Below are 22,713 nucleotides of genomic sequence, written 5' to 3'. Positions count from 1 at the left end.
AATTCACCCACCCGTCTGATCTCCGTCGATCGGGGGTGTGAGTTCAATTCCCCGCACTGCCCACGGGGCAGCGGGGCCTAACGCCATGCCTTGGATCGCTTGGCGTTAGGCGTTTCAAGCAATTAAAAAATTGCCCACTCAGCCGCTGCTGCCGGGGAAGCATCGCCGTCTAGACCCAACTCTGAGCCAATGATTGCGAAAATCCCCACAACCATCAATCCCATGGAGTCTCCTCCTCGCCCTCCCGATATTTCTGCCCGGGTCAAGCGGCGATCGCTGGCTTGGGTGTTAACGTTTCCGTTTGTGAGCCTTTCCTGTGCGGCGGTGGTGGTGGCCGGGGCCCTATCCCTGTGGGCTGGCGAGCGATCGGTGCAAGAGCTGTCCGATCGCCTGCACCTACAACTGCGGGAACGAATTCGCGGTGGCCTAGCCCAATACTTTGAGCAACCCAAGCGGGCCACCCGCCTGTTTCTGATGGCCCTCAATTCTGGGTTGGTGTCCCCCCAGAATTTGCAACAGGTGGGGCAATATAGCTGGCAATTACGCCAGGCCTTCGATGCCAGCTACATCAACTTTGGTTTAGCCACGGGGGAGTTTGCAGGTTCCGGTGTGGGGCGGGATGGGCTGATTGTGGGGGAGCGATCGGCCGCCTTGGGCTGGCGCTATGAGGAATATCGGGCTGATCGGCTGGGTCGTCGCCAGCAACGGCTGGGGGTGTATTCCTATGACCACCGCAAAGAACCCTGGTATCAGGCGGCCATTCGGCGCAACCGTCCCAGTTGGAGTGCCATTTACGCCTGGGATAGCACCCCAGAGTTTGTGTCGATTAACTATGCCGTTCCCTTTCGCGATCGCAATGGCCAACCGATCGGGGCGATCGGGGTTGACCTGTTGCTGGCCCGCATCAGCGCCATGCTCAAGGAGTTGAACGTTCACCCAGAATTAACCATCACCATTCTGGAGCGGAACGGCAACTTGGTTGCCAGCAGCAACGAGCAACCCCTGTTTGTGCTCAAAACCTCCGAACAGGGATCAACCCTAGAGCGCATCACGGCCCGCACCAGTAATGATCTGCGATTGGTCGCCGCCTTCGATCATTTGAATCAAAAAGGCGGTTTGGGGGCCGTGGTTAGTCCCCTATCAGAAACCTTCCAGGTCGATCACCAAACCTATCTCCTCTGGACTTCCCCTTGGCGAGATCCCGATGGCCTCGATTGGGTGATTGTGGCCACCGTGCCTCGATCGGCCTTCATGGGACAAATTGAGGCAAATCGCCGCGTCACAACCCTGCTCTGCGGTTTGGTGATCGTCCTGGCTGTGTTTCTGGGCCTGGTGATGGCGCGGCGTTTGGGGCGGCCCGTGCAGTCCCTAGCCGGAGCAGCCGGCCAGTTGGCGGCCGGTCAGCTTAACCATCGAGCGGAAACCTTTGATATTCGCGAATTGGATGAGCTGGCCCAGGCCTTTAACCGCATGGCCGACCACCTCCGCCATTCCCTGATTGCTTTGGAATCCGCCAATCAAACCCTAGAAAGTCGGGTGACCACAAGGACAGCCGATTTAGCCCAGGCCCTTGAGAATCTCAAAAGTGCCCAGGCTCAATTGATTCAGACTGAAAAAATGTCCAGCTTGGGGCAAATGGTGGCGGGCATTGCCCACGAAATCAATAATCCCGTTGCATTTATCCATGGCAACTTAGGGGTGTTGCGGCAATACATTGAAGAACTCACGGATTGTTTCACCCTGTTGGGACTCACGCAATCTGGGAACGGGTCAGGGGCGATCGACCCGGCAGCCGGTGCCACCATCGACACAGAGGAATTAACCTTTGTGCTGGATGACTTGCCGAATCTGATCCAATCCATGGAGGAAGGCACGCGGCGGATTCAGGAAATTGTGCAGGGCCTGCGTAACTTTTCACGTTTAGATCAAGTAGATCTCAAACCCGTGAGCTTGCATGATGGCCTCGACAGCACATTGCTGATGTTGTCCCATCGCCTAAAGCGGTATAGCGATCGCCCAGAAATTCGGGTTGTTAAGCAATACGGCGACCTGCAACCCGTTTGGTGCTATCCCGGTCAGCTCAACCAGGTATTCATCAATCTCCTCAGCAACGCGATCGAGGCCCTCGATCAGGCCTGGCAGCAGCAGATAGCTCAACAAAGCTCAGGAGAAACTGCCCAATGGACACCCACCATCACCCTGCAAACGGTGGCCCTGAAAACCGACCAGGGCCCCCAAGCGGAATTGGTCATTCAAGACAATGGCATCGGCATTTCCGAAACCATTCGCCATCGGTTATTTGATCCCTTCTTCACCACCAAGCCGGTGGGCAAGGGAACCGGCCTAGGGCTAGCGATCGCCTATCAAATCGTGGTCGATCGCCACGGGGGCCAAATCAACTGTGAATCGACATTGGGGAAAGGAACCACATTTCGGCTGCGGTTACCGGTGGGGCGGCCAGCCACTGACCCGATCGCGTAGGGCCCCTTTTCAATTCGGAGAAGTCAAGAAAGCCTGACATTTTCTGAAGTGGGTTTTGTTCATCCGGATCAATATGTCATGAAATCTTGATATTCGACTTGATCGCCCTCGACGGGTGGGGATCGAGTTCAGTAGGATAACGGCCATCAAGAGCTGAGATTGGGATCGCCCATCCCAAACCGTGCCCAAGGCACCATTGCTGCTATTGACGTGCGATCGCCCTTTGATGGCCTGCCCTATTCGCTGAGGAGCTTTCGAGTTGATGAGCGCGCCCAAAGAACGTCCACCCCTAGAGGAAATGACACTGCGCCAACTGCGCCGTGTTGCCAGCGAGTTAGGTATCTCGCGCTATAGCCGAATGCGGAAAGATCAGCTTTTGGCCTCCATTCAGACCAAATCGGCTGGTCTGCCGGCATCCAGCCCTACGCCACCCACCGCCCCGCCAGCCATCGCCCAAGTTATTCCCGTTCGTACCATTGAGGCCCAAGAAGCTGTGGAAGCTGCAAAATTCGACCTCGGACAACCGAACAACCTCGCCGACCTCTCCGAAGAGCTGATTTTGGATCCGGAAACGCTCTCCGGTGTTGATGAAGGATTGCCCGACCTGCCCGGTGGCTATGGCGAAAGTCGGATTCTTCTGTTGCCTCGCGATCCCCAATGGGCCTACACCTACTGGGACATTCCCAACGAGCACAAAGCGGAGTTGCGGGCCCAGGGTGGTCTTCAGCTTGCGTTACGGGTTTATGACGTGACCGATTTGGACTTGAGTGTCCAACGGGCCCACACGGTTCAAGAGTTCCCCTGCGATGAATTGGCTCGGGAATGGTACTTGCCCATTCCAATCAGCGATCGGGACTACGCGATCGAAATTGGTTACCGTTGCGGCGATGGCCGGTGGCTGGTGCTGGCGCGATCGGCCCCGGTTCGGATTCCGCCCGTGTATCCCTCCGACTGGATCGAAGACGTATTTGTAACCGTTGATTGGGAACAGGATCTGCGCGGCACCACCGTCGCCACCCTGATTCCGCCCGCCCAAAAAGCTGCCCAAGCTGCCGAAAACGCCATTTACCAACAGGTGTTTGGGATGGCCGCTGGAGTCGAAGCCATGCGCGTGGCCGGTTCCCTCTTTGGTTCCATGCAGCATGTGCCCGGTTCCGTTCCCGCTGGCTCGATCCAACACCTGGGCGAGCAAGCCATCAGTTCCTACGTCTTCCCTTCTGGCGTGGGCATGTGGGCTGGTGCGGTGGGTGCGCCGGGTCTGCCGGGGGCCCTGTCAGCCTCGGGCATGGGCATGTCCGGTGTAGGCATGATGATGTCTGGGATTGGGTTTGGGGCCTCGATGCCACCGATCCGCCCGCGTCAATTCTGGCTGGTGGCCGATGCGGAACTGATTGTTTACGGAGCCACGGAACCCGATGCCACGGTGACGATCGGCGGACAACCGATCAAACTGAATCCCGATGGGACGTTCCGCTTCCAGATGTCCTTCCAGGACGGCATGATCGACTACCCGATCATGGCGGTGGCGGCCGATGGCGAACAGACCCGATCGGTTCACATGAAGTTCGAGCGCCAAACGCCCGCCCGCAACACCAACAGCAAGGAAGAAGCCAAGTTGGAGTGGCTGTCTTAAGGGCAAGCTAATCTTGCGCCAATCTCATGTCCGTTTTGAGCTGGTTTGCATTCCTTGATTCAACCAGTTTCTAAACAGTTGTTACTTGGTGCTGGAGTTCTTGCTCGCGTTCATTAACTTGTTCTAGTTCCTCGGATCGCCCATGACCTCGTTGCAGGTCTGGGCGATTTCTGATGTTTATCAAATTAGTTATTCACAAAAATTCAAAAATCCATAAAGAATCTACAAAAACTCACCGAATGATTCATACAAAGTCATTCATTAATCGTCATTGATCAATGGTCGCGACTCAAAAATCGTGACTCAAAACACGATTAGAAACAAATCAAGGCAAACAGAAACAAGGCAATTGTCAACTATGATGCAGAAGCAGGAAAAGCGTAATAATTTTTTATCGTATTTTCACATCATTATTTGATAATTTGTCATTCTTTTGAGTCTAATTAGGTCTGATATTGAAGATTTTTGACAAAACCAGTGTTTGAACGGAAAGCCCTAAAATCAATTCGTATTCTGGAAGTATATTGATGGGCAGAGCAACGGGGCAGAGCTAGCGAGGCAATCACCCTCATCATTACACTGCCCGATCGGGTGCATTTTTAGACCGGACTGAAAATTCTGCCCCAACCCCAGGAGAACACTGGCCCGCGCTCCGATGGCTCAACCTCAACTGGATCAACATCAACAAACGCGATCGGCCCCACGGCCATGACTCAATCGTCAGGAAATAAACAGCCAAATAACTCCGATTTCAATCGCTGAATGGAGTTGGTATTGGATTGGACAGTTTGCCAAGACCAGTGATGCGGCTTCAGGGTGAATGCTGAGACTATGGAGCGATCGCCTCAGGGAAAGTTTTAGCTGGGAGGATTGGGGCGATGCAAGGATGGGTGGACATGTATCAACAAATTGCACAGGTTTTGGGGGCGATCGGGGGGCGATCGGGGCGCTGTCCCGGATTGGTCATTGATAGCCAAATGGTGCGCGATCGCCTGAGTTCCGTAAACACAATGCTGATCGATCTATTACAGTCCTTAATTTTGGCCGCCAGCTTGGGTTTTCTGATTCCCGTGGCGGGTTTGGGAATTTTGCTGCTGGCGATCGGGGTTTGGGTTTACGTGCCGGTTTTGAATATGATTGCGGCCACAACATTGCAACACATCATTTTATTTTTAACTGTTTTTGGTAATGGCTCCCCCATTCAAGGCACGTTGATCATTGGGTTGGCCTGTAGCTTTGTTTGCGTTTTATTTGATGCGTTTGTGTTTTATCAATATCGCAACCTGCGCCGAGAAGGTTAGGGGTGTCGTCGTTTCGCCGAAAACCCTGATTCCGCCGTGAGCCGATCGTTGGGCAGCAAGGGGCTTAAGCCCCTTGTTACGACAGTTGGGGCAAGGAAAATCAGCCGTTTCAGTTTGTTTTAGCTGGCACTCAGGAAATGACGACGGGCCCTAGGGTTTGGGGCAAATTTCTCTTAGTTATTTCCCCTAGTTATTTCCCCTAGTTATTTGCCCTAGCAATGTCTTCTGGCAATTTGCCCTAGCTTAATCCTGTGGTTGCCGGATTCTAGGGATCGGAAACCGCTGCTTGATGCTTTCGGGGTGAGAGCTTCAGCCTGCTAGCGCAATTCTAAAGTAATGTTGGAAGACACAAAAAAAGCGCACGAGCGTACGCCTTTTTGGTCAGATTTTTGATTAGGAGATAATGAAAATCTGAGTTGATCTAATTCAGGAAAGCTGTGTTGAACTGAACTGAATCAGTGGGCGATCGCTCCCGATCGCGCGCTCAACTGTCCAGCCGTTGAGCCAAAACCCAGACGAGCAACCTCAGGTCATTAAGCTCAAAGAAGCTTAGAGAAACTCAGCAAGACTGGGACAGAATTGGACGCTTTTGGACAATTTTGGATGAGGACGGGGTTCAGCAGGCTGGCTTTCAGCCTAGGTCTAGCCGAAAGGTGTCGTGCTTTAGCGGAAACCAACAGCAGCTTGCCACACAAAGGCCAGCGCCAGGAACAGCAAAGGGATAATCGGCAGAACGTCAACCAACGGCGAGAAGGCGGAGTAAGCTTCGGGCAACTTGGCCAACAGCAAGGCGGCTTCCATTGTGGGTATCCTCTCCAACACGAATTTTATTAAAAGCTGCCGAAAATTCTATCAGAAAACAGGGGTTCCAGCCCCGCCCTTTTGGGGCTGCAACGATCGCCGCCTGCCCACCCCAATTCACCGCTGGCCGATCGGGATTCGATCCTGAGCCAGGAGAAACAGGAAAAAACACGAAAAAAGCGCCGGCTCTGTCGAACGGCGCTTTAGCTGTGCTGAGTGTGCTTTAAGGGCTTTAGGCATCTCAGGGGTTGCCTAGAAACCGCACTGAGATGCAAAAGCGGTGTGGATTTGACTGGCGCGATCGCGAGGGAATTGCGATGCTTCGGCCCGATCGTTGGAGCTTTGCCCTTGGGTGGATGGCGGCCAAAGGAATTGACCGCCGACCCAAAACGATTGCTGTGACTGAGTTTGAGGATATCAAGGCAGCCTTCAGGACTGAATCCTGGGATCCGCTGACCCCGCTACACCAGTGTGGACAAATCGTTCACTATCTCCACCCGCCCACGACGAATCGATCGCAAAAGACGGTCAATAGAGGCTCGTTCCTCTTCCGTGATCGAGTCGTCCATGAGCGCTGCGAGCAAGCCGTAGCGATCGGCGAGGGTGAGGCGACCGGTCGCCGTCACTTGGGCAAATAACTCGGACAATGCAAAGGGCAATAGTCGAACGGGCGGTTGCATAATTCACCCCTGCATCGACATTCGCAGTCGAATCTACGTTTCTAATATGACGCTTTGGGGGCGCTGGCCAGGTGATTCACCCCAGTAAGGAAGCGTGATCATTGCGGAAGATCAAGGCGATCGCAACAGACCGTATTCTGTGATACAAATCTTTACTCCCTGCGATCGAGATCGTCATCAGACGTGCATTGTGTCACTAAGCTTCCTCAAGTCCGTCAGTAACGGGGCTTGCGCTAAGTTGCTAGCGAAATGGCGACACTCCAGGTGTTTTTTAGAGAAAAAGCCATTCTGAATCGGTAATTTGGCAGATTTTTTCAAGATTTTCCTTAAATCACCCTGAAAAAACATCGGGCGCTAGGAACTGCAACAGTTCGATCGCGCCCAATGGGGAGAGGTTATTTGAAGCACAAACCTAGTCGGCACTGGGCAAGCGCCAACCGGGTTTCACGACTTGGCGCGATCGGGCAATCACCAAGGCATCGTCGCTCACGTCTTCGGTGACGGTGGAACCGGCGGCGATCGTCACGTCTTGGCCAATGGTGACGGGAGCCACGAGCACTGTGTTTGCACCGGTTTTGCTGCGATCGCCGATCGCGGTGCGGTGTTTGTTCACGCCGTCATAGTTCGCCGTAACGGTTCCTGCGCCGATGTTGACCCGATCGCCCAAGGTGGCATCACCCAAATAGGACAGATGGGAGGCTTTGGTGTTGCTGCCCAATTGCGCATTTTTCAGTTCCACAAAGTTCCCCAGGCGACAATCGGGGCCGGTGCTGGCATGGCCGCGCACATGGGCAAAGGGCCCCACTTGGTTGTTGGGGCCAATTTCGCTGTCGGTGACAACGGAATAGAGCACCTGGGCGTTGTCACCGATCGTGGCGTTTTCAATCAGTGAGCCGGGGCCGATTCTGGCTCCGGCCCCGATCGAGCTGTGGCCGCGCAGATGGGTTTGGGGTTCAATGATCGCATCGGGGCCGATGGTGACCGTATCGTCGATCGTGATGCTGCTGGGATCAATCAGGGTCACGCCCGATCGCATCCATTGCTCCTTGGTGCGTCGTTGCAACACCTGGGCCGCCGCCGCCAGTTGCACCCGATCGTTAAATCCCCAAATCTCCTCCGGATCGGCCACATCCAAAGCCATCACCGGATTCAAGGCCCCGATCGCATCGGTTAAATAATATTCCCCTTGGCTATTGTCATTTTTGAGATGGGGTAAAAAAGCCGCCAATGCCGACCAGCGAAAACAATAAATTCCGGCATTAATTCGGCAGTTTTGGCGTTGCTCGGGGCTGCAATCTCGGTCTTCAATAATTTCTTGAACAATCAGATGTTGATCGCAAAAAACACGACCGTAGCCCTGAGGATTTGCCAGTTGCGCTGTCAGAATAGTGGCAGCATTTTGGTGAGTTTGATGAATTTTCAGAAGGTTGGCTAGGGTTTCTGGGCGCAAGAGAGGCACATCCCCATTGAGCACCAATAAATCACCTTCATAGTCCGCTAAAGGGGCGAGTAATTGTTGAACGGCGTGGCCGGTTCCCCGTTGCTCCTGTTGTTCCACAAATTCCATTTGCGGCCAGGCGGCCAGGTGCGATCGCACTAAGTCTGCTCGATGGCCAACAATGGTCAGGCATCGATCGACCGATAATTGAGACAGGCTCTCCAAGACTCGGGCGATCGCGCTTTTGCCCCCCAACTCATGTAACACCTTGGGTAAATCAGATTTCATGCGCGTGCCTTTACCGGCCGCAAGAATCGCAACGGCAACCACAGGAATTCCCTCAGAAAATAATAGGAAATAACAACCGAAAAAGCAGCAGCAAAAGCAATCGTGTAGACCAATCGCCCAAGCAAACAGCCCAAACCAACAGGGCAAGCCAACGGGGCAGACAATCGCTCATCCAACAGCCAAGGATCTTGATGATTAAGCGTTTTGGTAATCCCTGGCGATCTTTGACGAGAAATTGATGGTGATCAACAACGCTCTACAACCATCCATGATGATCCATGCAACCGTTGCCGCCGGCCCAATCTCGACAACACCATAGCCGTTGATTGGCCCTGAATTCACCCGAAATTTGCGGTTCGGGACGGCGCGATCGGGGAACTCCCGCGCTAGGCTGGATGCGAATCCTTGGCGGATTTGCCCCGGCGCTGGGCCCTTGGGCTTTAGCCCCGGCCGCCGCTCGATTTTGCCCATCTGTTTCGATCGACCCGTTTCCCCAGGAGCAAGCAACATGCCTGACTTCGGTAACTTGGTGCAAAAAGCCCTGTATCTGGGCGTTGGCCTTGCCAGCTATGCCGGTGAAAAGGCCAGCGAAACCTTCACCGACTTGCCCAGCAAACTGCAACAACTGGCCGATGAGATGGTAGCAAGAGGTGAAATGTCTACGGAAGAGGCTCGCCGCGCCGTGGAAGCCCTGATTCAACAATCCCAAGACAACACCCCCAGCCGCGAGCCATCCGCCGGCCAAGAGCCGCGCCGCATTGAAATTTTGGACGCAGAAGTGAGCGCAGATGCGGCCAATGGTGGGGCCAATCTGGATGCCATGCGCCAAGAGGTGGAACGGCTCCAGGCGGAACTGCGACGGCTGCGGGATCAGGCGGGATCCTAGGAGCGCGGCTGCCTGAACGTGATAGGCCAAGTCAACTGACTGTTGTCGCCACCAAGCCGTTAGGCAGCAAGGGGCTTAAGCTCCTTGTTAGCACGACTGCCTTTGCCGCTTTGACCCAATGAATTAAGCCTGTCGCCCTCCTAGTTACCGTTTTCCTCGCGATCGGGCATGGGCGATCGCCCCAATTCCCGCAAGGTGGAAACGGACGCAAAGGTGGCCACCAGATAGGGAACCATGTAAGTTAGCCCAATTTTGGCGAGGCGATCGGGCGGACAGTCGCGCCGCAGCAGGGCATCGCCGTGATTAATCCCCACCAAGATCGTGCCCACCAGCAGCGAAGTCCGCAGGGCCCGCTGCACCACGGAGCGCTGGCGGGCCAAAAGCCACCAATCGGGCCCGCTGGCGGGCTGTTGACCGGCGGTGGGGGAATTGGACGGACTCAAGCGGGGCGATCGGGAATGGGCGGATGGTTCAGGTTGTGGGGGAGATACCAAAGGAGCCATAGCGTCAGAGAAGAAGAACCCAAATTGAAAGATCCGGGAATCAAGATCCGGGAATCAAGACCCAAAAATCAATGAACCAGAGGAATCGCCCAAAGGGAAGCGGCGATTGTCCCTGAATCGAGACCGCAACGAATCGAGATTGCAACGAATTCGGTTTGTCACCGGTCAAGTTTGTAACCGGCCCTGAAATCGTCCTTGTGCTCAAGGGGCGATCGGGCAGCGGCCTTTCCCCTCGTTATCATGGCCTAACCTTGGCTTTTCGCTGGCTTCGCATGAACCGTTTGCCGCGCAAGCGTCATCACCGCGTCATGTCTGTACCATAACCCCGTCAAACAAGCTGACTAGATTGGGGTCAAACAGGCCAGAATGGAAAGGACACAGCCCGATGACATTTCGACTGCCGAAAGCTGCCATGACATCTCCCAACGATCGCCCCGATCGGGTGCAATTTCAAAATCCCCCCAATCGTTCCGGCGGCGGATCGAAAGCCTTGCTTTACGTTTCCCTGATCCTCTTTGGGGCGGGGGCTGCTTTGGCAGGGGTGCGGATGGTGTCGCCCAATGCCTGGGGAATTTTAGCGAGTGGGGGTGAACCGGCTTCCCTGCCTAACACCAGTTCCGTACCGGTGTCGCTGCCGTTGGGATCCGCCACCAGCGCCAATAATCCTGGCAACTTCGTCACCACCGTGGTCAATCGCGTGGGGCCAGCCGTGGTGCGCATTGACTCCGCCCGCACCGTTCGGAACGAAATTCCCGGTGAATTTAGCAATCCCTTTTTCCGTCGCTTCTTTGGGGAAGAGGGGCCCGCACCCCAGGAGCGGGAAACCCGTGGCTCCGGTTCGGGCTTCCTGGTCACCAATGACGGCAAAATTTTCACCAATGCCCACGTGGTGGAGGGAGCCACTTCGGTGACCGTGACCCTGAAAGATGGGCGCAAGTTTGATGGCAAGGTGGTTGGGGCAGATTCCCTGACGGATGTGGCGGTGGTGCAAATCAACGCCAAGGATTTACCGACGGTCAACCTGGGCAACTCTGACCAGTTGCAACCGGGACAATGGGCGATCGCGATCGGGAACCCCCTGGGGCTAGATAACACGGTCACCACCGGCATTATTAGTGCCACCGGGCGATCGAGCAATCAGGTTGGCGTACCGGACAAGCGGGTCAACTTCATCCAAACCGATGCAGCCATTAACCCCGGTAACTCCGGCGGCCCGCTGATCGATGAGCGCGGAGCCGTGATTGGCATGAACACGGCTATTATCCGAGGGGCCCAGGGGATTGGCTTTGCGATTCCGATCAATCGGGCCCGCCAAATTGCTGAGCAACTGGTAACCAAGGGACGGGCTGATCACGCCTTTGTGGGGGTGCGGATGGTGAAGCTCACGCCCGAACTGAAGCAGCAGATCAACGAAGATCCGAACAGCAACGCCAAAATCGAGCTGGATGCGGGGGTGCTGATTGTGCAAGTGATGCCCCGATCGCCCGCTGCGGAAGCGGGTTTGCGCCCCGGAGACACGGTGTTTCAGATTGATGGCAAGGTGGTGGAAGATCCCAGCGAAGTGCAGCAAATGGTGGAAGCCACGGGCACAACCCGTCCTCTCACCTTTGCCATCAATCGCAACGGACAAAACCTGTCATTGCAGGTGAAGCCCCAAGTCATGAGTCCCGATCGCGCCAATGAGTGATGAGCAAACGGTGGAATGACGGGCGATCGAGCAATCTTGAATCAAGAACTCGATCGCTCCATCTCTGCCCTGCTCACCAATTCCCGGCCGGATGGGTATTTAGAAGCGATCGACATCCTCGGGGAATCGCTGTGCTGGAATCTGAGCATTGGCCGCTTCACCACAGGTTTTGGGTGTAGGAAACACCTTATCAGGATTGGCTAAACGCAAAGGATCAAAGGCCGATCGCAGCCACTGCATTGTCTCTAGATCTGTCGCTGAAAACATATCGGGCATATAGCAGCGTTTTTCCGCGCCGATGCCATGCTCACCGGAGATTGTGCCGCCCGCTTGCACACAGCGCTTGAGGATTTCGCCGCCCATTTCCTCTACCGCTTCTAGTTGCCCTGGCACGGACTTATCGTACAAAACCAAGGGATGCAAATTGCCATCCCCCGCATGGAACACATTGGCCACTTTGTAGCCATATTCCTCGCTCAGTTTGGCAATTTCTTGCAAAATCCAAACCAATTTGCCGCGCGGCACCACGCCATCTTGTACATAGTAATCAGGGCTGACATGGCCAGCAGCGGCAAAGGCAGACTTACGACCTTTCCAGAGTTTAAGCCGCTCTTGAGGATCCGTGGCGATCGTAATATTGCGCGCCCCATTCTCGCGGCAAATTTCAGCGACGCGATCGCTATTGGCCGCCACTTCCACCGCCAAACCATCCAGCTCAACTAATAGAATCGCCTCCGCATCTCGGGGATAACAATTGGTTTTGGCCACGTCCTCCACCGCATTAATGCTGAGGTTATCCATAATTTCCATCCCACCAGGAATAATCTTGGCGGCAATGATTTCAGCTACGCTATTCGCCGCCGCATCCATGCTGGTGAAATCCGCCAGCAAAACCGCAATTTCATCGGCAGTTTTGAGGATTCTGAGTGTCACTTCCGTAGCAATTCCCAACGTGCCTTCAGAACCTACAAAAATTCCCGTTAAATCGTAACCAGGCATCTCGGGAACTGTGCTGCCTACCTCGACAATTTCCCCATCGGGCAACACCAGTTTTAGACCCAAAACATGGTTCGTGGTTACGCCATATTTGAGGCAATGAACCCCGCCGGAATTTTCCGCCACATTCCCCCCGATCGAACAAATAATTTGACTCGATGGATCGGGTGCGTAATAGAACCCCGCGCCGCTCACGGCCTGCGTTACCCAATTGTTAATCACCCCCGGTTGCACGATCACTCGTTGATTGTCCAAATCCACCTTCAGAATTTGTTTCATCAGGGCCGTGACAATCAGCACCGAATCCTCGATCGGGAGTGCGCCGCCCGAAAGTCCCGTGCCCGCTCCCCGCGCCACAAAGGGCACACGAAACCGATTGCAGAGCTTGACCGCCGCCGCCACCTGCTCTGTGGTACGCGGCAACACCACCAGCGCCGGCCGATGGCGATAGCTGGTTAATCCGTCGCATTCATAGGTCAGCAGCTCATCCTTGCGACGAATCACGGCCCGATCACCCAGAACGTTCACAAATTCCCGGGCGATCGCTTCCCAATCGGGGCGAGTGGCCGATAGCGACGGTGCAAAAACCATGGTGGGTGACACAGAAAATAGCGAGGGAAAACGGCGACAAACCTTCAATCACTACTATAGAAGATCTCGATAGAGCTATTAGCCGAATCGTCGGGGGCAAGGGGCTTAAGCCCCTTGTCTAGGGTCGTCATGAACAAGGGGCTTAAGCCCCTTGTCTAGGGTGGTCAGCATCAAGCCCTGAACCCTAGGATTCGGCTAGCTCCGATAATTCAAGCCAACGTTCAGTGCCCTGATCAATTTGGTGACTGAGATCCGCCAGCTTTTGCGATAACTTCTCGACCTCGCTATAGCCACTAGGGGGATTTTCATAGAGGCGTTTTTCGAGCGCCGCTTTCTCCTCTTCCCACTGGGGTAAATGGGTTTCTAGATGTTCCAGTTCGCGCTTTTCTTTGTAGGACAATTTGCGCGATCGCCCCTTAGATGAGTTGCCTTGATCCGGCTCCGTTTTGGTTGCAGCCTCCGCCTTCTTCTCAGCCGATCGCCCATTTTTCTCGGGGGTATCGCTGGGCAAGTTAGGCGATCGCAAATCCAAATAAACCGAATAGTTACCGGGATATTGGCGAATCTGACCCGCTTGCTCAAAAGCGAAGATTTTCTCCACCGTGCGATCGAGAAAATAGCGATCGTGCGACACCACAATCACACAGCCGTTGAATTCTTCTAAATATTCCTCCAACACTGCCAAAGTCTGCACATCCACATCGTTAGTCGGCTCGTCCAAAATCAACACATTTGGCGCTTCCAGCAACACCTTCAGTAGGAATAATCGTCGCCGTTCGCCCCCCGAAAGTTTGTTGAGCGGCGCATATTGTTGATCAGGTGGAAACAGGAACCGTTCCAACATTTGGGCCGCCGTGATGATTTGCCCATCGGCGGTTTTCACCAGTTCCGCCGTTTCCTTCAGATAATTCAACACCCGCATTTCGCCCTTATCAGATAAACCATCCGAGTGTTGATCGAAGTAACCAATTTGAATCGTGCTGCCCCGATCGACCTGGCCCGCTGTCGGTTCTAATTTACCCATGATCAGGTTCATCAGGGTCGATTTACCTACCCCATTACCACCGATGATCCCCACGCGATCGTCCGGTAGAAATTGGTAGGTGAAATCGCGAATCAGCACCCGATCGCCCACTTGATAAGTCAAATTCTCTAGCTCGATTACCTTCTTGCCAATCCGCCGGCCCGCCGTGGCAATTTCAACCTTACCTTGGTTGGCTTTGAATTCCGTTTCGCGCATGTCCTGGATCCGATCGATCCGCGCCTTTTGCTTGGTGCTGCGTGCCTTTGGCCCCTTCTTCAACCATTCCAATTCCCGCCGCAACACCCCTTGAAACTTGCGCTGGCGGCTATTTTCAGCGGTTTCCGCCTCAGCTTTTTTCTCCAGGTAATAGCCATAGTTGCCCGCATAGCTAAACAGATCGCCGCGATCGAGTTCCAAGATCCGATTGGTCACCCGATCAAGAAAATAGCGATCGTGCGTCACCAACAACAACGCCCCGCGAAATTGTTGGCGTAAATAATCCTGCAACCAGTTCACCGAATCCGCATCCAAGTGGTTGGTTGGCTCATCCATTAACAACAAATCCGGCTGGGCCAACAGCGCCGCCGCCAATGCAATTCGCTTGCGATAGCCCCCGGAAAGTGTCCCCACCTTCGCTTCAAAATCCTCAATTCCTAACTGGGAAAGCACAATTTTGGCCTGGGTTTCCAGTTCCCAAGCGCCCGCCGCCGCCATTTTGTCGCCCAGGCTAGCCAACTGGGCCATCAACCGATCGAACTCGGGCCCCGTGGTGTGGCCCAGCCGGTGGGATAGATCCTCGTATTCCCGCACCAGCGCCATTTGCTCGCCACTGTCGGCAAACACCTGCTCCAGCACCGTGCGATCGGGGTCGAGCGACGGATCTTGGGGCAAATAGACCAATCGATAGTTAGGGTTCACCAGCCGATCGCCCCGGTCGATCGGCTCCAGCCCCGCCAGCATCTTCAGCAGCGTGGACTTGCCCGAACCATTGGTGCCAATCAAGCCAATTTTGTCCGTTGGCTCGATGCTAAAGGTTCCATCCCGCAGAATTTCTTTGATTCCAAAATCCTTGTGGGCATTCTTCAGAGACAGCAGACTCATGCGATCGGGCAGGGGCTAAACACTACTGTCTATGATTCCACGGCCCGCCCCGATCTCCCCCGTTACCTTTGCTACGATCGACCCATTGCCACGACATCCCACCCGATTCATGCAAGCGATCACACCTTCAGTTACCCCCGCAACGCTGCTGTTGCGATCGCGCCTGATTCATTACCGGGAGCAAATCCAGGCGATCGCCGCTGACTACGGCATTAGTCACATTCGCATTTTTGGTTCCGTGGCCCGAGGCAACGCAACCGCCGAAAGTGATATCGATTTTTTGGTGGAGATGGAACCCGATCGCAGTTTGCTCGATCGAATTGGCTGCATTCAGGATCTATCGGACTTGTTGAATTGCCCGATTGATGTTGTCACTCTCAAAAATATCCGTGAGGAATGGCGCGATCGCATTCAACACGAGGCAATTTCACTGTGTGAAGTCCAACACGATCAAATTTGATTTTGCTGGAGTTAATCGATCGCGTAGCCCGTATATTGTCGAACGGTGGGAGCATGGAAAGCTAAAACAATATAATCTTTCGGAACTCCCAACTCTGTTAACTCATTGGCAATTCCACCTTCAATGCCATCATAGTGAATCCAGATTTTTTGGTTCCGAATTTCGGCATGAACTAGGCAACCATGCACTCTCTGATTCTCTTCCCAACCTTCTTGCATGAGCAGGAAATGATTGCAATCTTGGCTCACCACTAAGTAGGTCACTACATTTCCATAGCGATAGGGCAACTTGGCATAGTCACCGAGAATTTTCTCTAGGAGCGATCGCCATTGATCTAGGTTGGGTGTCGTCTTAACCTCTAATGCTTCCATTCTGCGATTGACTCCGTTTCTACGTCAAAAACAACCAAATTAAACCCTGGCTCTTCTAGCAAAAGTTGACCGATCGGCTCTTGAAAAATTGTATTAGAAGTTTCTTGGGTTATGGCCAAGTACAGAGTCCGATCGGGTTCGCGTTTCTCTAGGACGCGAGCATACATAAAGAACTGTCCCCAAGCATTTTCGAGATCACTGACAAGAGAAGCACTGAGAAAGCTTTTAATCTCAATCGCAATCTTCTCAGAACCTCGTTCGGCAGCAATCAGACGTTCTGCACCCAAATCAACAAAGACCGATCGCGCGCCAATTTTGAGAATCAAGGGATCATCCGTAATCGTCCAACCATCATGGATGAGGGCGTTGCAAACGGTTTGGTGATAGAGATCTTTAGCGGGCATGAAACTATTTTAATCCTGTCGGTTAAGTTGAATTGATACTCTATGCCCCAATCGTTGTAGACAAGGGGCTTAAGTCCCTTGCCCCTCACGATCGGCTAGTGCCTTGGTGAGGTTGTTAGGATGGGGCGAGTGCTAGCCCGATCGCCCCTCAGTGAAGCAACGAGGCTAAGATTGTCACAAGTTTTGTGGGAATCGCGATCGTGTCCCCATCCTCCTCTGCTGCGCCTGCATCCAATCCGTTTAAATATTCTGAAGTTCTGAGCGATCGCGCCGAGCTAGTTGGCCGTGACGAGGCGATCGCCGATATTGAAGCTCATCTGTTTTGTGAGTCGCCGCGCAGTGTGAACTTGCATGGGGCGATGCGGTTGGGCAAGTCGTCGCTGCTGAAATATTTTGAGACCCAGGTGGTCAATATTGCCCAAGCCAACCATCTGGGGACTTGGGTGGTGACAGGGGTTTCGCTGAAGGATGCCGGATGTCGCACGGTGGGCGGGTTTCATCGGCGGCTGTTGCAAAAGCTGGCGGAGCAGTCGGTGGTGCGGGCTAACTCGGCGATCGCGGATGGGGTGAGCAAGGCGATCGCGGCGATCGACCAAGACAAAGCCCAGGATGGCCAAGGTCTGGAGCAGGTTTTGGCGCTGTTGCGGGATGCGGGGTGGCGCTGGCTGATTTGTTTGGATGATTTTGAAGATGCGATGGATCATCCCGAGGCGTTTGGGATGGATTTTTATGATGGGTGGCGATCGCGCACTCAAAACAATCCAGTTTTGTTGTTGGTGGCTTCGCGGCGGGATGTGGAGATTTACAGTCGCGAAAAGAAGATTACCTCGGACTTTTTTTCGATTTTGCAGAAGGTGAGTTTGTCGCCGCTGAACCGGGCGGCGGCGGAAACCCTGTTGAGTTGTCCTTGGGCGGGGGCGGGGTTGAACAATCAGGAAAAGGCGGCGGCGCTGAAATGGGTGAAGCAGCCCGCCGGGTACGAGCCGGAGCGATTGCAAAAGGCGGGGCATTATTTGTGGCGGGCGCGGCAAGAGGGCAAAACCATCGATTGGGCCCATCAAAAGTTTCTGGAACAAACGCGGCCGGTGAAGTTGCCGTCGGAGCTGCAATCGAGGCGCGGGAAACGAATTTTGGTGGGGATGTTGTGGCCGTTCAAAGCAGCGGGGCGATCTGCAACATGGTTGGGGCTAAAGCTGGACGAAGTGGAAGCAGTTGCCAAAGGGATACTCATTTTCATTGCAATTGGAGGAATTGCAGTTGGAGCCTGGACATTTCCACAGGTGAAAGAGGCGGTCAACAGCGTGATTGAGTTTCCGAATCGGGTGTTGGAGCCAAGCAATGAGAAATAAACCGAGAAAGGCTCAGTCTTTGGCACAGTTTGGGCGATCGGTTCGCTCTGCTTTGCGATTGCTCTATTTCACCTATTTCAAGCCTTTTTCACTACAGGCTGAACTGAAAGCAATTCATCCTGAATTGAAACTGGATACCAATCCGTTTGAGCTACTGAAGAAAGATCCCAATAATCGACGATTGCAGGCTTACGCTAATCAGGTGTGGTGGCTGACATTGATTGTGCCGATCATGATCGCCATGATCATTGGTGGGCTAGGGCAGTTCAGCAACTTTGACTTCCTGACAGATACATATTCTGTCAGTACTGGATCAATTTTAGTGGGCTGGTTAATTGGATTGATTTTAGCCCGTCGAGGCTGGTCAAAACGTAATGGCTATTTGATGGCGGCTGTCATATTCACCCTAGGATTAGGATTGAGTCTATTAATAGGACTATTAATACCTGGTGAGCTTAGCCGAATGGCATTCGGCGTGGCGTTCGGCGTGGCATACGGCGTGGCATACGGCGTGGCGTTCGGCGTGGCGAGAGGCGTGGCGAGAGGCGTGGCAGTAGGCGCGACAGTAGGCGTGGCGTTCGGCGTGGCGTTCGGCGTGGCGGGAGGCGTGGCGTTCGGCGTGGCGTTAGGCGTGGCGGGAGGCGTGGCGGGAGGCGTGGCGGGAGGCGTGGCGTTCGGCGTGGCGGGAGGCGTGGCATACGGCGTGGCGTTAGGCGTGGCGTTAGGCGTGGCGTTCGGCGTGGCGTTCGGCGTGGCGGGAGGCGTGGCATACGGCGTGGCGTTAGGCGTGGCGTTAGGCGTGGCGTTCGGCGTGGCGTTCGGCGTGGCGGGAGGCGTGGCGTTCGGCGTGGCGTTCGGCGTGGCTTTTACGATTGGTTGGCTTTTAGGAATTTTCCGGATTTATTGGGGTATTTTCATGCCGGTTTGGTCGCTAATTCTGGATCGGTTCATGATTGAAAATTCAGTGGCAGCAGCCATTCCCTATTTTCCCTATCGCCTGGATGAAATTATTTATTTGCCTTTGCCATTTTTAAATAGAAATCTAATTCGGCTTTATCAAGAATCACCCCACCTAGGGAAACAAGAACTAGAGTATTTAGTGGAATTTACGAATCAAAAAAAACGTGCTCGTCAGGTCATGATGAGTATCGCTGCCCTTCGGCTTGCAGATTGCCGAAATGTACAAGATATCAAGGCTGTTGCCCAGGAAATTGCTTGGATTCCCAATCAGAGCTTCGATGATGAAACCAATGAGCCAGATTGGGTGTCTGATTCATTTGATCGAATGGTATGGCAATTTTCCCAATTCTTCTCTCGATTAGTAAGAAAAAAAGATCGCATTAATCCAATTTTGCAGCGTTTTCTGGAGCTGGCTAGAGATATTCATGCTAGCGGTGCGGCTACCAGTCCTTATCGCCAACGGGAAAACCTGGAATTACCCAAACAAGCCCTAGAAAATCTCAAGGGAGATATTACCGCCCTACCCGATCGCGCCTTGATTCCCGATTTGCTGCGGGCCGTGCGCCAATGGCAACAGGCGATCCAAGATTTGCAAGACCGCCTCAGCGAAGCCGCCCAACGTACTGGCGAAATTCCCAACCCCTACAGCCCCAACGCCAGCCTGATTGACACCGCCGCCGTCCAACAGTTTCGGGGACGACGCGACGTGTTCCAAGAACTCGAAAACCTCGCCCAAGCCAGCTCGCCGCCCATGCTGCTGCTGTGGGGCAACCGACGGATGGGCAAAAGCTGGGCCCTCAACTACTTGCCCCGTTGCCTCAACAGCCGCATCGTGCCCCTGCGAGTCGATTTGCAGGGTTCCGCCGGTTCCGCCACCAGCCTGGCCGGCTTTGCTCGCAACCTCGCCCAAGACATCACCAAAGCCGCCGACCAAGCCCGCAACCTCCAGCTCCCCCTACCCAACGCCCAAGCCCTGAAGGATGATCCCTTTTCTGAACTTCAGCACTGGTTCAGCGACATTGAACGGCGCTATCCCGATCGCCGCTTCTGGCTTTGCTTGGATGAATACGAACGCCTAGAAGCCCTCGTCAAAGCCACCGACAGCCACGCCCCCCTCAACTTTTTTCGCTACATTTTCCAAAACCGCCGCGCCTGGACGCTGTTGTTTTGTGGCTCCCACGACCCCAGCGAACTCGCCCCCTACTGGAGCGACTACCTGATCAACACCCGCACCGTCAAAGTCTCCTACCTCAGCGAACCGGACAGCCGCGGCCTGATCATCAAACCCGAACCCGATCGCGACTTCCCCGACATCTACGACCCCGCCGCAGTCGATCGCATCTGGCACTGGACAGCCGGCCACCCCTACTGGACTCAAGGCCTTTGCTTTGAAGTGGTGCAACTGCTGAACCGCGAACAACGCCGCCGCGCCACCGTCGATGATGTCGATCGCGCCCTCGATCGGGCTTTGGCATCCGGGGGCGCAATCCTGCGGGAATTTTGGCAAAACTCGCTCACGGAGTCCCAACGGGCTGTGCTGGAACGGTTGCTAACTGCACAACCCCTCCGCCCCGAGGACGATCGCCCCCTGCAAAAACTACTCGAAAAGGAAATCCTCCGCCCCGACCCCACCGACCCAACCGGCTATCGGTTTTGGGTGCCGCTCTATCACCACCACCTCACCACCGCCCAACCCTGGTGCGATCGCCCCTAAGAAACCATCCCAGCCGTAGGGTGCATGGGAGAACGCTTGGCCATTAACAATCCTTTCCCCACACCTCCCATGCACCGCCACCCGTCAGGCCTGCTTAACGGTCAGCTTGTTCAAAATCACCCCAGTCAACGTTGCTCGAAACCCGTCACCCCCGTAGAGGCGTACGGCCGTACGCCCCTACCCGGATGTTCTCGGTCTTAAGTTGAAGCCAATGATCGCCATGCGCTCTCCGATACGCGAGATCTCGCAAGCCCACCCATAACAACCGATCGACCCTGGCGGAGGGCGTACAGTGGTACGCCCCTACCTGTTCGTTGTTTTTGTGAAAGAAACAGCCTGATGATCGCGAAGGGTGATCAACGCATGAAAAAGATGACCCGCAAAAAACGTGATAGGAACATCCAAAAACTTTTTCCGCCAACTGCCGATAGCAAACCGATGATGCTGCCAGACACAATCATGACAGTGAGCAAGCTGCTGCCGGTTGTTGCACCGCCGACGATGCCCAAGGTAATGGCTAAAAGTGGCCCAAACAATGCCCCTGCTAAAAAGCGCACCAAAAACATGACCCATGGAGCGGTTGGTTTCTGTTCTGGCGGAGGAGCGGCAATGCCAGCGGGAGAGGCTGTTGCTTTCGGGGGCGATCGCGTCGGGGATAGGTGTTTGGGCTTGGTCTGCGCTGCCATGCTGTCAGCAAGGGATGGCAATTCACGATGAGTTAACAAGGGATTAGAGGAGTCATTCGGCGATGACTCTGAAGAAGATGGCGGGGGAGGTTCGGCCATAGGGCGATCGATCTCATCCAATCCAAGTGGCGTGAAGATTACGTCCGATTACAACACCAGATCCGGCGCTCCTCTGTTCTAGCGCAATTAGTATTAATAGGAATTGGGTGCAGTCTGCGTAGCTGCGATAGTCAAGAATTGGCAGTCTGGCTCTTGAACTCCATGCTGACTGCGGGTTGAGTGGGAGAGCAGACGCGATACCATGGCTCCCAACGACAAGCAAGATCCAACCCATCGATCGAACCATGACCACCGAACCCAACACCGAGGCGATCGAAACGCCCACCCCCGCCGAAGACAGCGGCTCCAAAGCCCGGCAAATGCTGGGGATGAAGGGAGCCGCCAGCGGCGAAACCAATATTTGGAAAATTCGCCTGCAATTGATGAAGCCGATCACCTGGATTCCCCTGATTTGGGGCGTGGTCTGCGGGGCGGCTTCCTCGGGGCACTATGAATGGACCCTGGAGAATTTCCTGAAATCGGCGCTTTGTATGTTGATGTCGGGGCCGTTGCTGACGGGCTACACCCAAACCATCAACGACTACTACGATCGGGAAATTGACGCGATCAACGAACCCTATCGCCCGATTCCCTCCGGTGCCATTTCGATTCCGCAGGTGGTGACACAAATTTTGGTGTTGCTGTTCGGGGGCATCGGCGTGGCCTACATTCTCGATCGCTGGTCGGGCCACGAATTCCCGATCATCACAATCTTGGCGGTCGGCGGTTCGATCGTTTCCTATATCTATTCCGCACCGCCCCTGAAGCTGAAACAAAACGGCTGGCTCGGGAACTACGCCTTGGGTGCGAGCTATATCGCCTTGCCTTGGTGGGCGGGCCAAGCGCTGTTTGGCACGTTGACTCCGACGGTGGCGGTGGTGACGCTGATCTATAGTTTGGCGGGCTTGGGCATCGCGATCGTCAATGACTTCAAGAGTGTGGAGGGCGATCGCACCTTGGGTCTCAAATCCTTGCCCGTGATGTTCGGCATCGGCACGGCCGCTTGGATTTGTGTAGCGATGATCGACACCTTCCAAATCGGAATTGCGGGCTATTTGGTTAGCCTCCATGAGAATTTGTACGCCTCGATTTTGGGTCTGTTGATCATTCCGCAAATCGTGTTCCAGGATATGTATTTCCTGCGCGATCCGCTCAAGAATGATGTGAAATATCAAGCGAGTGCTCAGCCCTTTTTGGTGTTAGGAATGTTGGTAGCTGGCCTAGCCATGGGTCACGCCGGAATTTAGGTTCGATTACCGA

19 protein-coding genes and 1 pseudogene are annotated in these 22,713 nt (G+C 54.4%); 10 read left to right on the top strand and 10 right to left on the bottom strand.

Annotated elements, in window-relative coordinates:
- Positions 1-189 precede the first annotated feature (189 nt).
- From AC2IAX_RS17320 to AC2IAX_RS17305, 4 genes and pseudogenes are all read left to right on the top strand, one after another.
- Positions 190-1,476: pseudogene (locus tag AC2IAX_RS17320) on the top strand (PDC sensor domain-containing protein); the annotation flags it as partial.
- Positions 1,471-2,481, top strand: coding sequence for a sensor histidine kinase (locus AC2IAX_RS17315; RefSeq protein ID WP_494390431.1), 1,011 nt, complete (start codon positions 1,471-1,473; stop codon positions 2,479-2,481). The pseudogene AC2IAX_RS17320 and the gene AC2IAX_RS17315, both read left to right, overlap by 6 nt.
- A gap of 262 nt (positions 2,482-2,743) precedes the next feature.
- Positions 2,744-4,114 (top strand): DUF4912 domain-containing protein, encoded by a 1,371-nt coding sequence (locus AC2IAX_RS17310; RefSeq protein WP_494388553.1) that lies wholly within the window; start codon positions 2,744-2,746, stop codon positions 4,112-4,114.
- An 878-nt stretch (positions 4,115-4,992) separates the two neighbouring features.
- Complete coding sequence (locus AC2IAX_RS17305; protein ID WP_494388552.1) at positions 4,993-5,415, top strand: hypothetical protein; 423 nt, start codon at positions 4,993-4,995, stop codon at positions 5,413-5,415.
- Between the two features lie 663 nt (positions 5,416-6,078).
- Here the strand turns inward: AC2IAX_RS17305 and AC2IAX_RS17300 are convergent.
- The 4 genes from AC2IAX_RS17300 to AC2IAX_RS17285 all read right to left on the bottom strand — a co-directional run bounded on the left by AC2IAX_RS17300 (position 6,079) and on the right by AC2IAX_RS17285 (position 9,132).
- Positions 6,079-6,216 (bottom strand): photosystem II reaction center protein K, encoded by a 138-nt coding sequence (locus tag AC2IAX_RS17300; protein ID WP_099532854.1) that lies wholly within the window; start codon positions 6,214-6,216, stop codon positions 6,079-6,081.
- Between the two features lie 461 nt (positions 6,217-6,677).
- On the bottom strand, positions 6,678-6,896 hold the full coding sequence (locus tag AC2IAX_RS17295) for a hypothetical protein (RefSeq protein ID WP_494388551.1): 219 nt from the start codon (positions 6,894-6,896) through the stop codon (positions 6,678-6,680).
- 412 nt (positions 6,897-7,308) lie between these two features.
- A complete protein-coding gene (gene glmU / locus AC2IAX_RS17290) occupies positions 7,309-8,664 on the bottom strand; it encodes a bifunctional UDP-N-acetylglucosamine diphosphorylase/glucosamine-1-phosphate N-acetyltransferase GlmU (protein ID WP_494388550.1) in 1,356 nt (451 codons plus the stop codon).
- Positions 8,665-8,817: 153 nt separating this feature from the next.
- Positions 8,818-9,132, bottom strand: coding sequence for a hypothetical protein (locus AC2IAX_RS17285; RefSeq protein ID WP_494388549.1), 315 nt, complete (start codon positions 9,130-9,132; stop codon positions 8,818-8,820).
- On the opposite strand from AC2IAX_RS17285, the gene AC2IAX_RS17280 reads away from it, so the two are divergent.
- Positions 9,131-9,508, top strand: a complete 378-nt coding sequence (locus AC2IAX_RS17280) for a phasin family protein (RefSeq protein WP_494388548.1) — start codon at positions 9,131-9,133, stop codon at positions 9,506-9,508. The two genes, AC2IAX_RS17285 and AC2IAX_RS17280, sit on opposite strands and share 2 nt — an antisense overlap.
- A 140-nt stretch (positions 9,509-9,648) precedes the next feature.
- Here the strand turns inward: AC2IAX_RS17280 and nrtS are convergent, their stop codons facing one another.
- The gene (gene nrtS / locus AC2IAX_RS17275) at positions 9,649-10,011 is read right to left on the bottom strand and encodes a nitrate/nitrite transporter NrtS (protein WP_494388547.1); all 363 of its coding nucleotides are present in this window, start codon (positions 10,009-10,011) and stop codon (positions 9,649-9,651) included.
- A gap of 412 nt (positions 10,012-10,423) precedes the next feature.
- Between nrtS and AC2IAX_RS17270 the strand changes: the two genes are divergently transcribed.
- Positions 10,424-11,698 carry an HhoA/HhoB/HtrA family serine endopeptidase gene (locus tag AC2IAX_RS17270; RefSeq protein WP_494388546.1) on the top strand — a complete coding sequence of 425 codons (1,275 nt, stop codon included), beginning with the start codon at positions 10,424-10,426 and terminating at the stop codon, positions 11,696-11,698.
- Positions 11,699-11,797: 99 nt separating this feature from the next.
- Here AC2IAX_RS17270 and glcD read toward each other — a convergent pair whose 3' ends face one another.
- Both glcD and AC2IAX_RS17260 read right to left on the bottom strand, forming a co-directional pair.
- On the bottom strand, positions 11,798-13,285 hold the full coding sequence (gene glcD / locus AC2IAX_RS17265) for a glycolate oxidase subunit GlcD (RefSeq protein WP_494388545.1): 1,488 nt from the start codon (positions 13,283-13,285) through the stop codon (positions 11,798-11,800).
- 184 nt (positions 13,286-13,469) lie between these two features.
- Positions 13,470-15,410 (bottom strand): ABC-F family ATP-binding cassette domain-containing protein, encoded by a 1,941-nt coding sequence (locus AC2IAX_RS17260; protein WP_494388544.1) that lies wholly within the window; start codon positions 15,408-15,410, stop codon positions 13,470-13,472.
- A 109-nt stretch (positions 15,411-15,519) separates the two neighbouring features.
- Between AC2IAX_RS17260 and AC2IAX_RS17255 the strand changes: the two genes are divergently transcribed.
- Entirely contained in the window at positions 15,520-15,870 is a 351-nt protein-coding gene (locus AC2IAX_RS17255) for a nucleotidyltransferase family protein (RefSeq protein ID WP_494388543.1), read from the top strand.
- An 11-nt stretch (positions 15,871-15,881) separates the two neighbouring features.
- Here AC2IAX_RS17255 and AC2IAX_RS17250 read toward each other — a convergent pair whose 3' ends face one another.
- Together AC2IAX_RS17250 and AC2IAX_RS17245 are read right to left on the bottom strand one after the other, a co-directional pair.
- Positions 15,882-16,241, bottom strand: coding sequence for a XisI protein (locus tag AC2IAX_RS17250; RefSeq protein WP_494388542.1), 360 nt, complete (start codon positions 16,239-16,241; stop codon positions 15,882-15,884).
- Positions 16,229-16,645, bottom strand: a complete 417-nt coding sequence (locus AC2IAX_RS17245; RefSeq protein WP_494388541.1) for an element excision factor XisH family protein — start codon at positions 16,643-16,645, stop codon at positions 16,229-16,231. Before AC2IAX_RS17245 ends, AC2IAX_RS17250 begins: the two co-directional genes overlap by 13 nt.
- A gap of 200 nt (positions 16,646-16,845) precedes the next feature.
- Here AC2IAX_RS17245 and AC2IAX_RS17240 point away from each other — a divergent pair, with 200 nt between their 5' ends.
- Positions 16,846-17,994: an ATP-binding protein gene (locus AC2IAX_RS17240; protein ID WP_494388540.1), complete on the top strand. Its 1,149-nt coding sequence runs from the start codon at positions 16,846-16,848 to the stop codon at positions 17,992-17,994.
- A 463-nt stretch (positions 17,995-18,457) separates the two neighbouring features.
- Positions 18,458-20,668 (top strand): ATP-binding protein, encoded by a 2,211-nt coding sequence (locus AC2IAX_RS17235; protein WP_494388539.1) that lies wholly within the window; start codon positions 18,458-18,460, stop codon positions 20,666-20,668.
- Between the two features lie 356 nt (positions 20,669-21,024).
- Here the strand turns inward: AC2IAX_RS17235 and AC2IAX_RS17230 are convergent, their stop codons facing one another.
- A complete protein-coding gene (locus AC2IAX_RS17230) occupies positions 21,025-21,234 on the bottom strand; it encodes a hypothetical protein (protein ID WP_494388538.1) in 210 nt (69 codons plus the stop codon).
- A gap of 464 nt (positions 21,235-21,698) precedes the next feature.
- Between AC2IAX_RS17230 and chlG the strand changes: the two genes are divergently transcribed.
- On the top strand, positions 21,699-22,700 hold the full coding sequence (gene chlG / locus AC2IAX_RS17225) for a chlorophyll synthase ChlG (protein ID WP_494388537.1): 1,002 nt from the start codon (positions 21,699-21,701) through the stop codon (positions 22,698-22,700).
- The last annotated feature ends 13 nt before the right edge of the window (positions 22,701-22,713 follow it).

The organism is Limnothrix sp. HT2024 (assembly GCF_059138625.1).
This window is presented reverse-complemented; position numbering and strand designations above follow the sequence as displayed.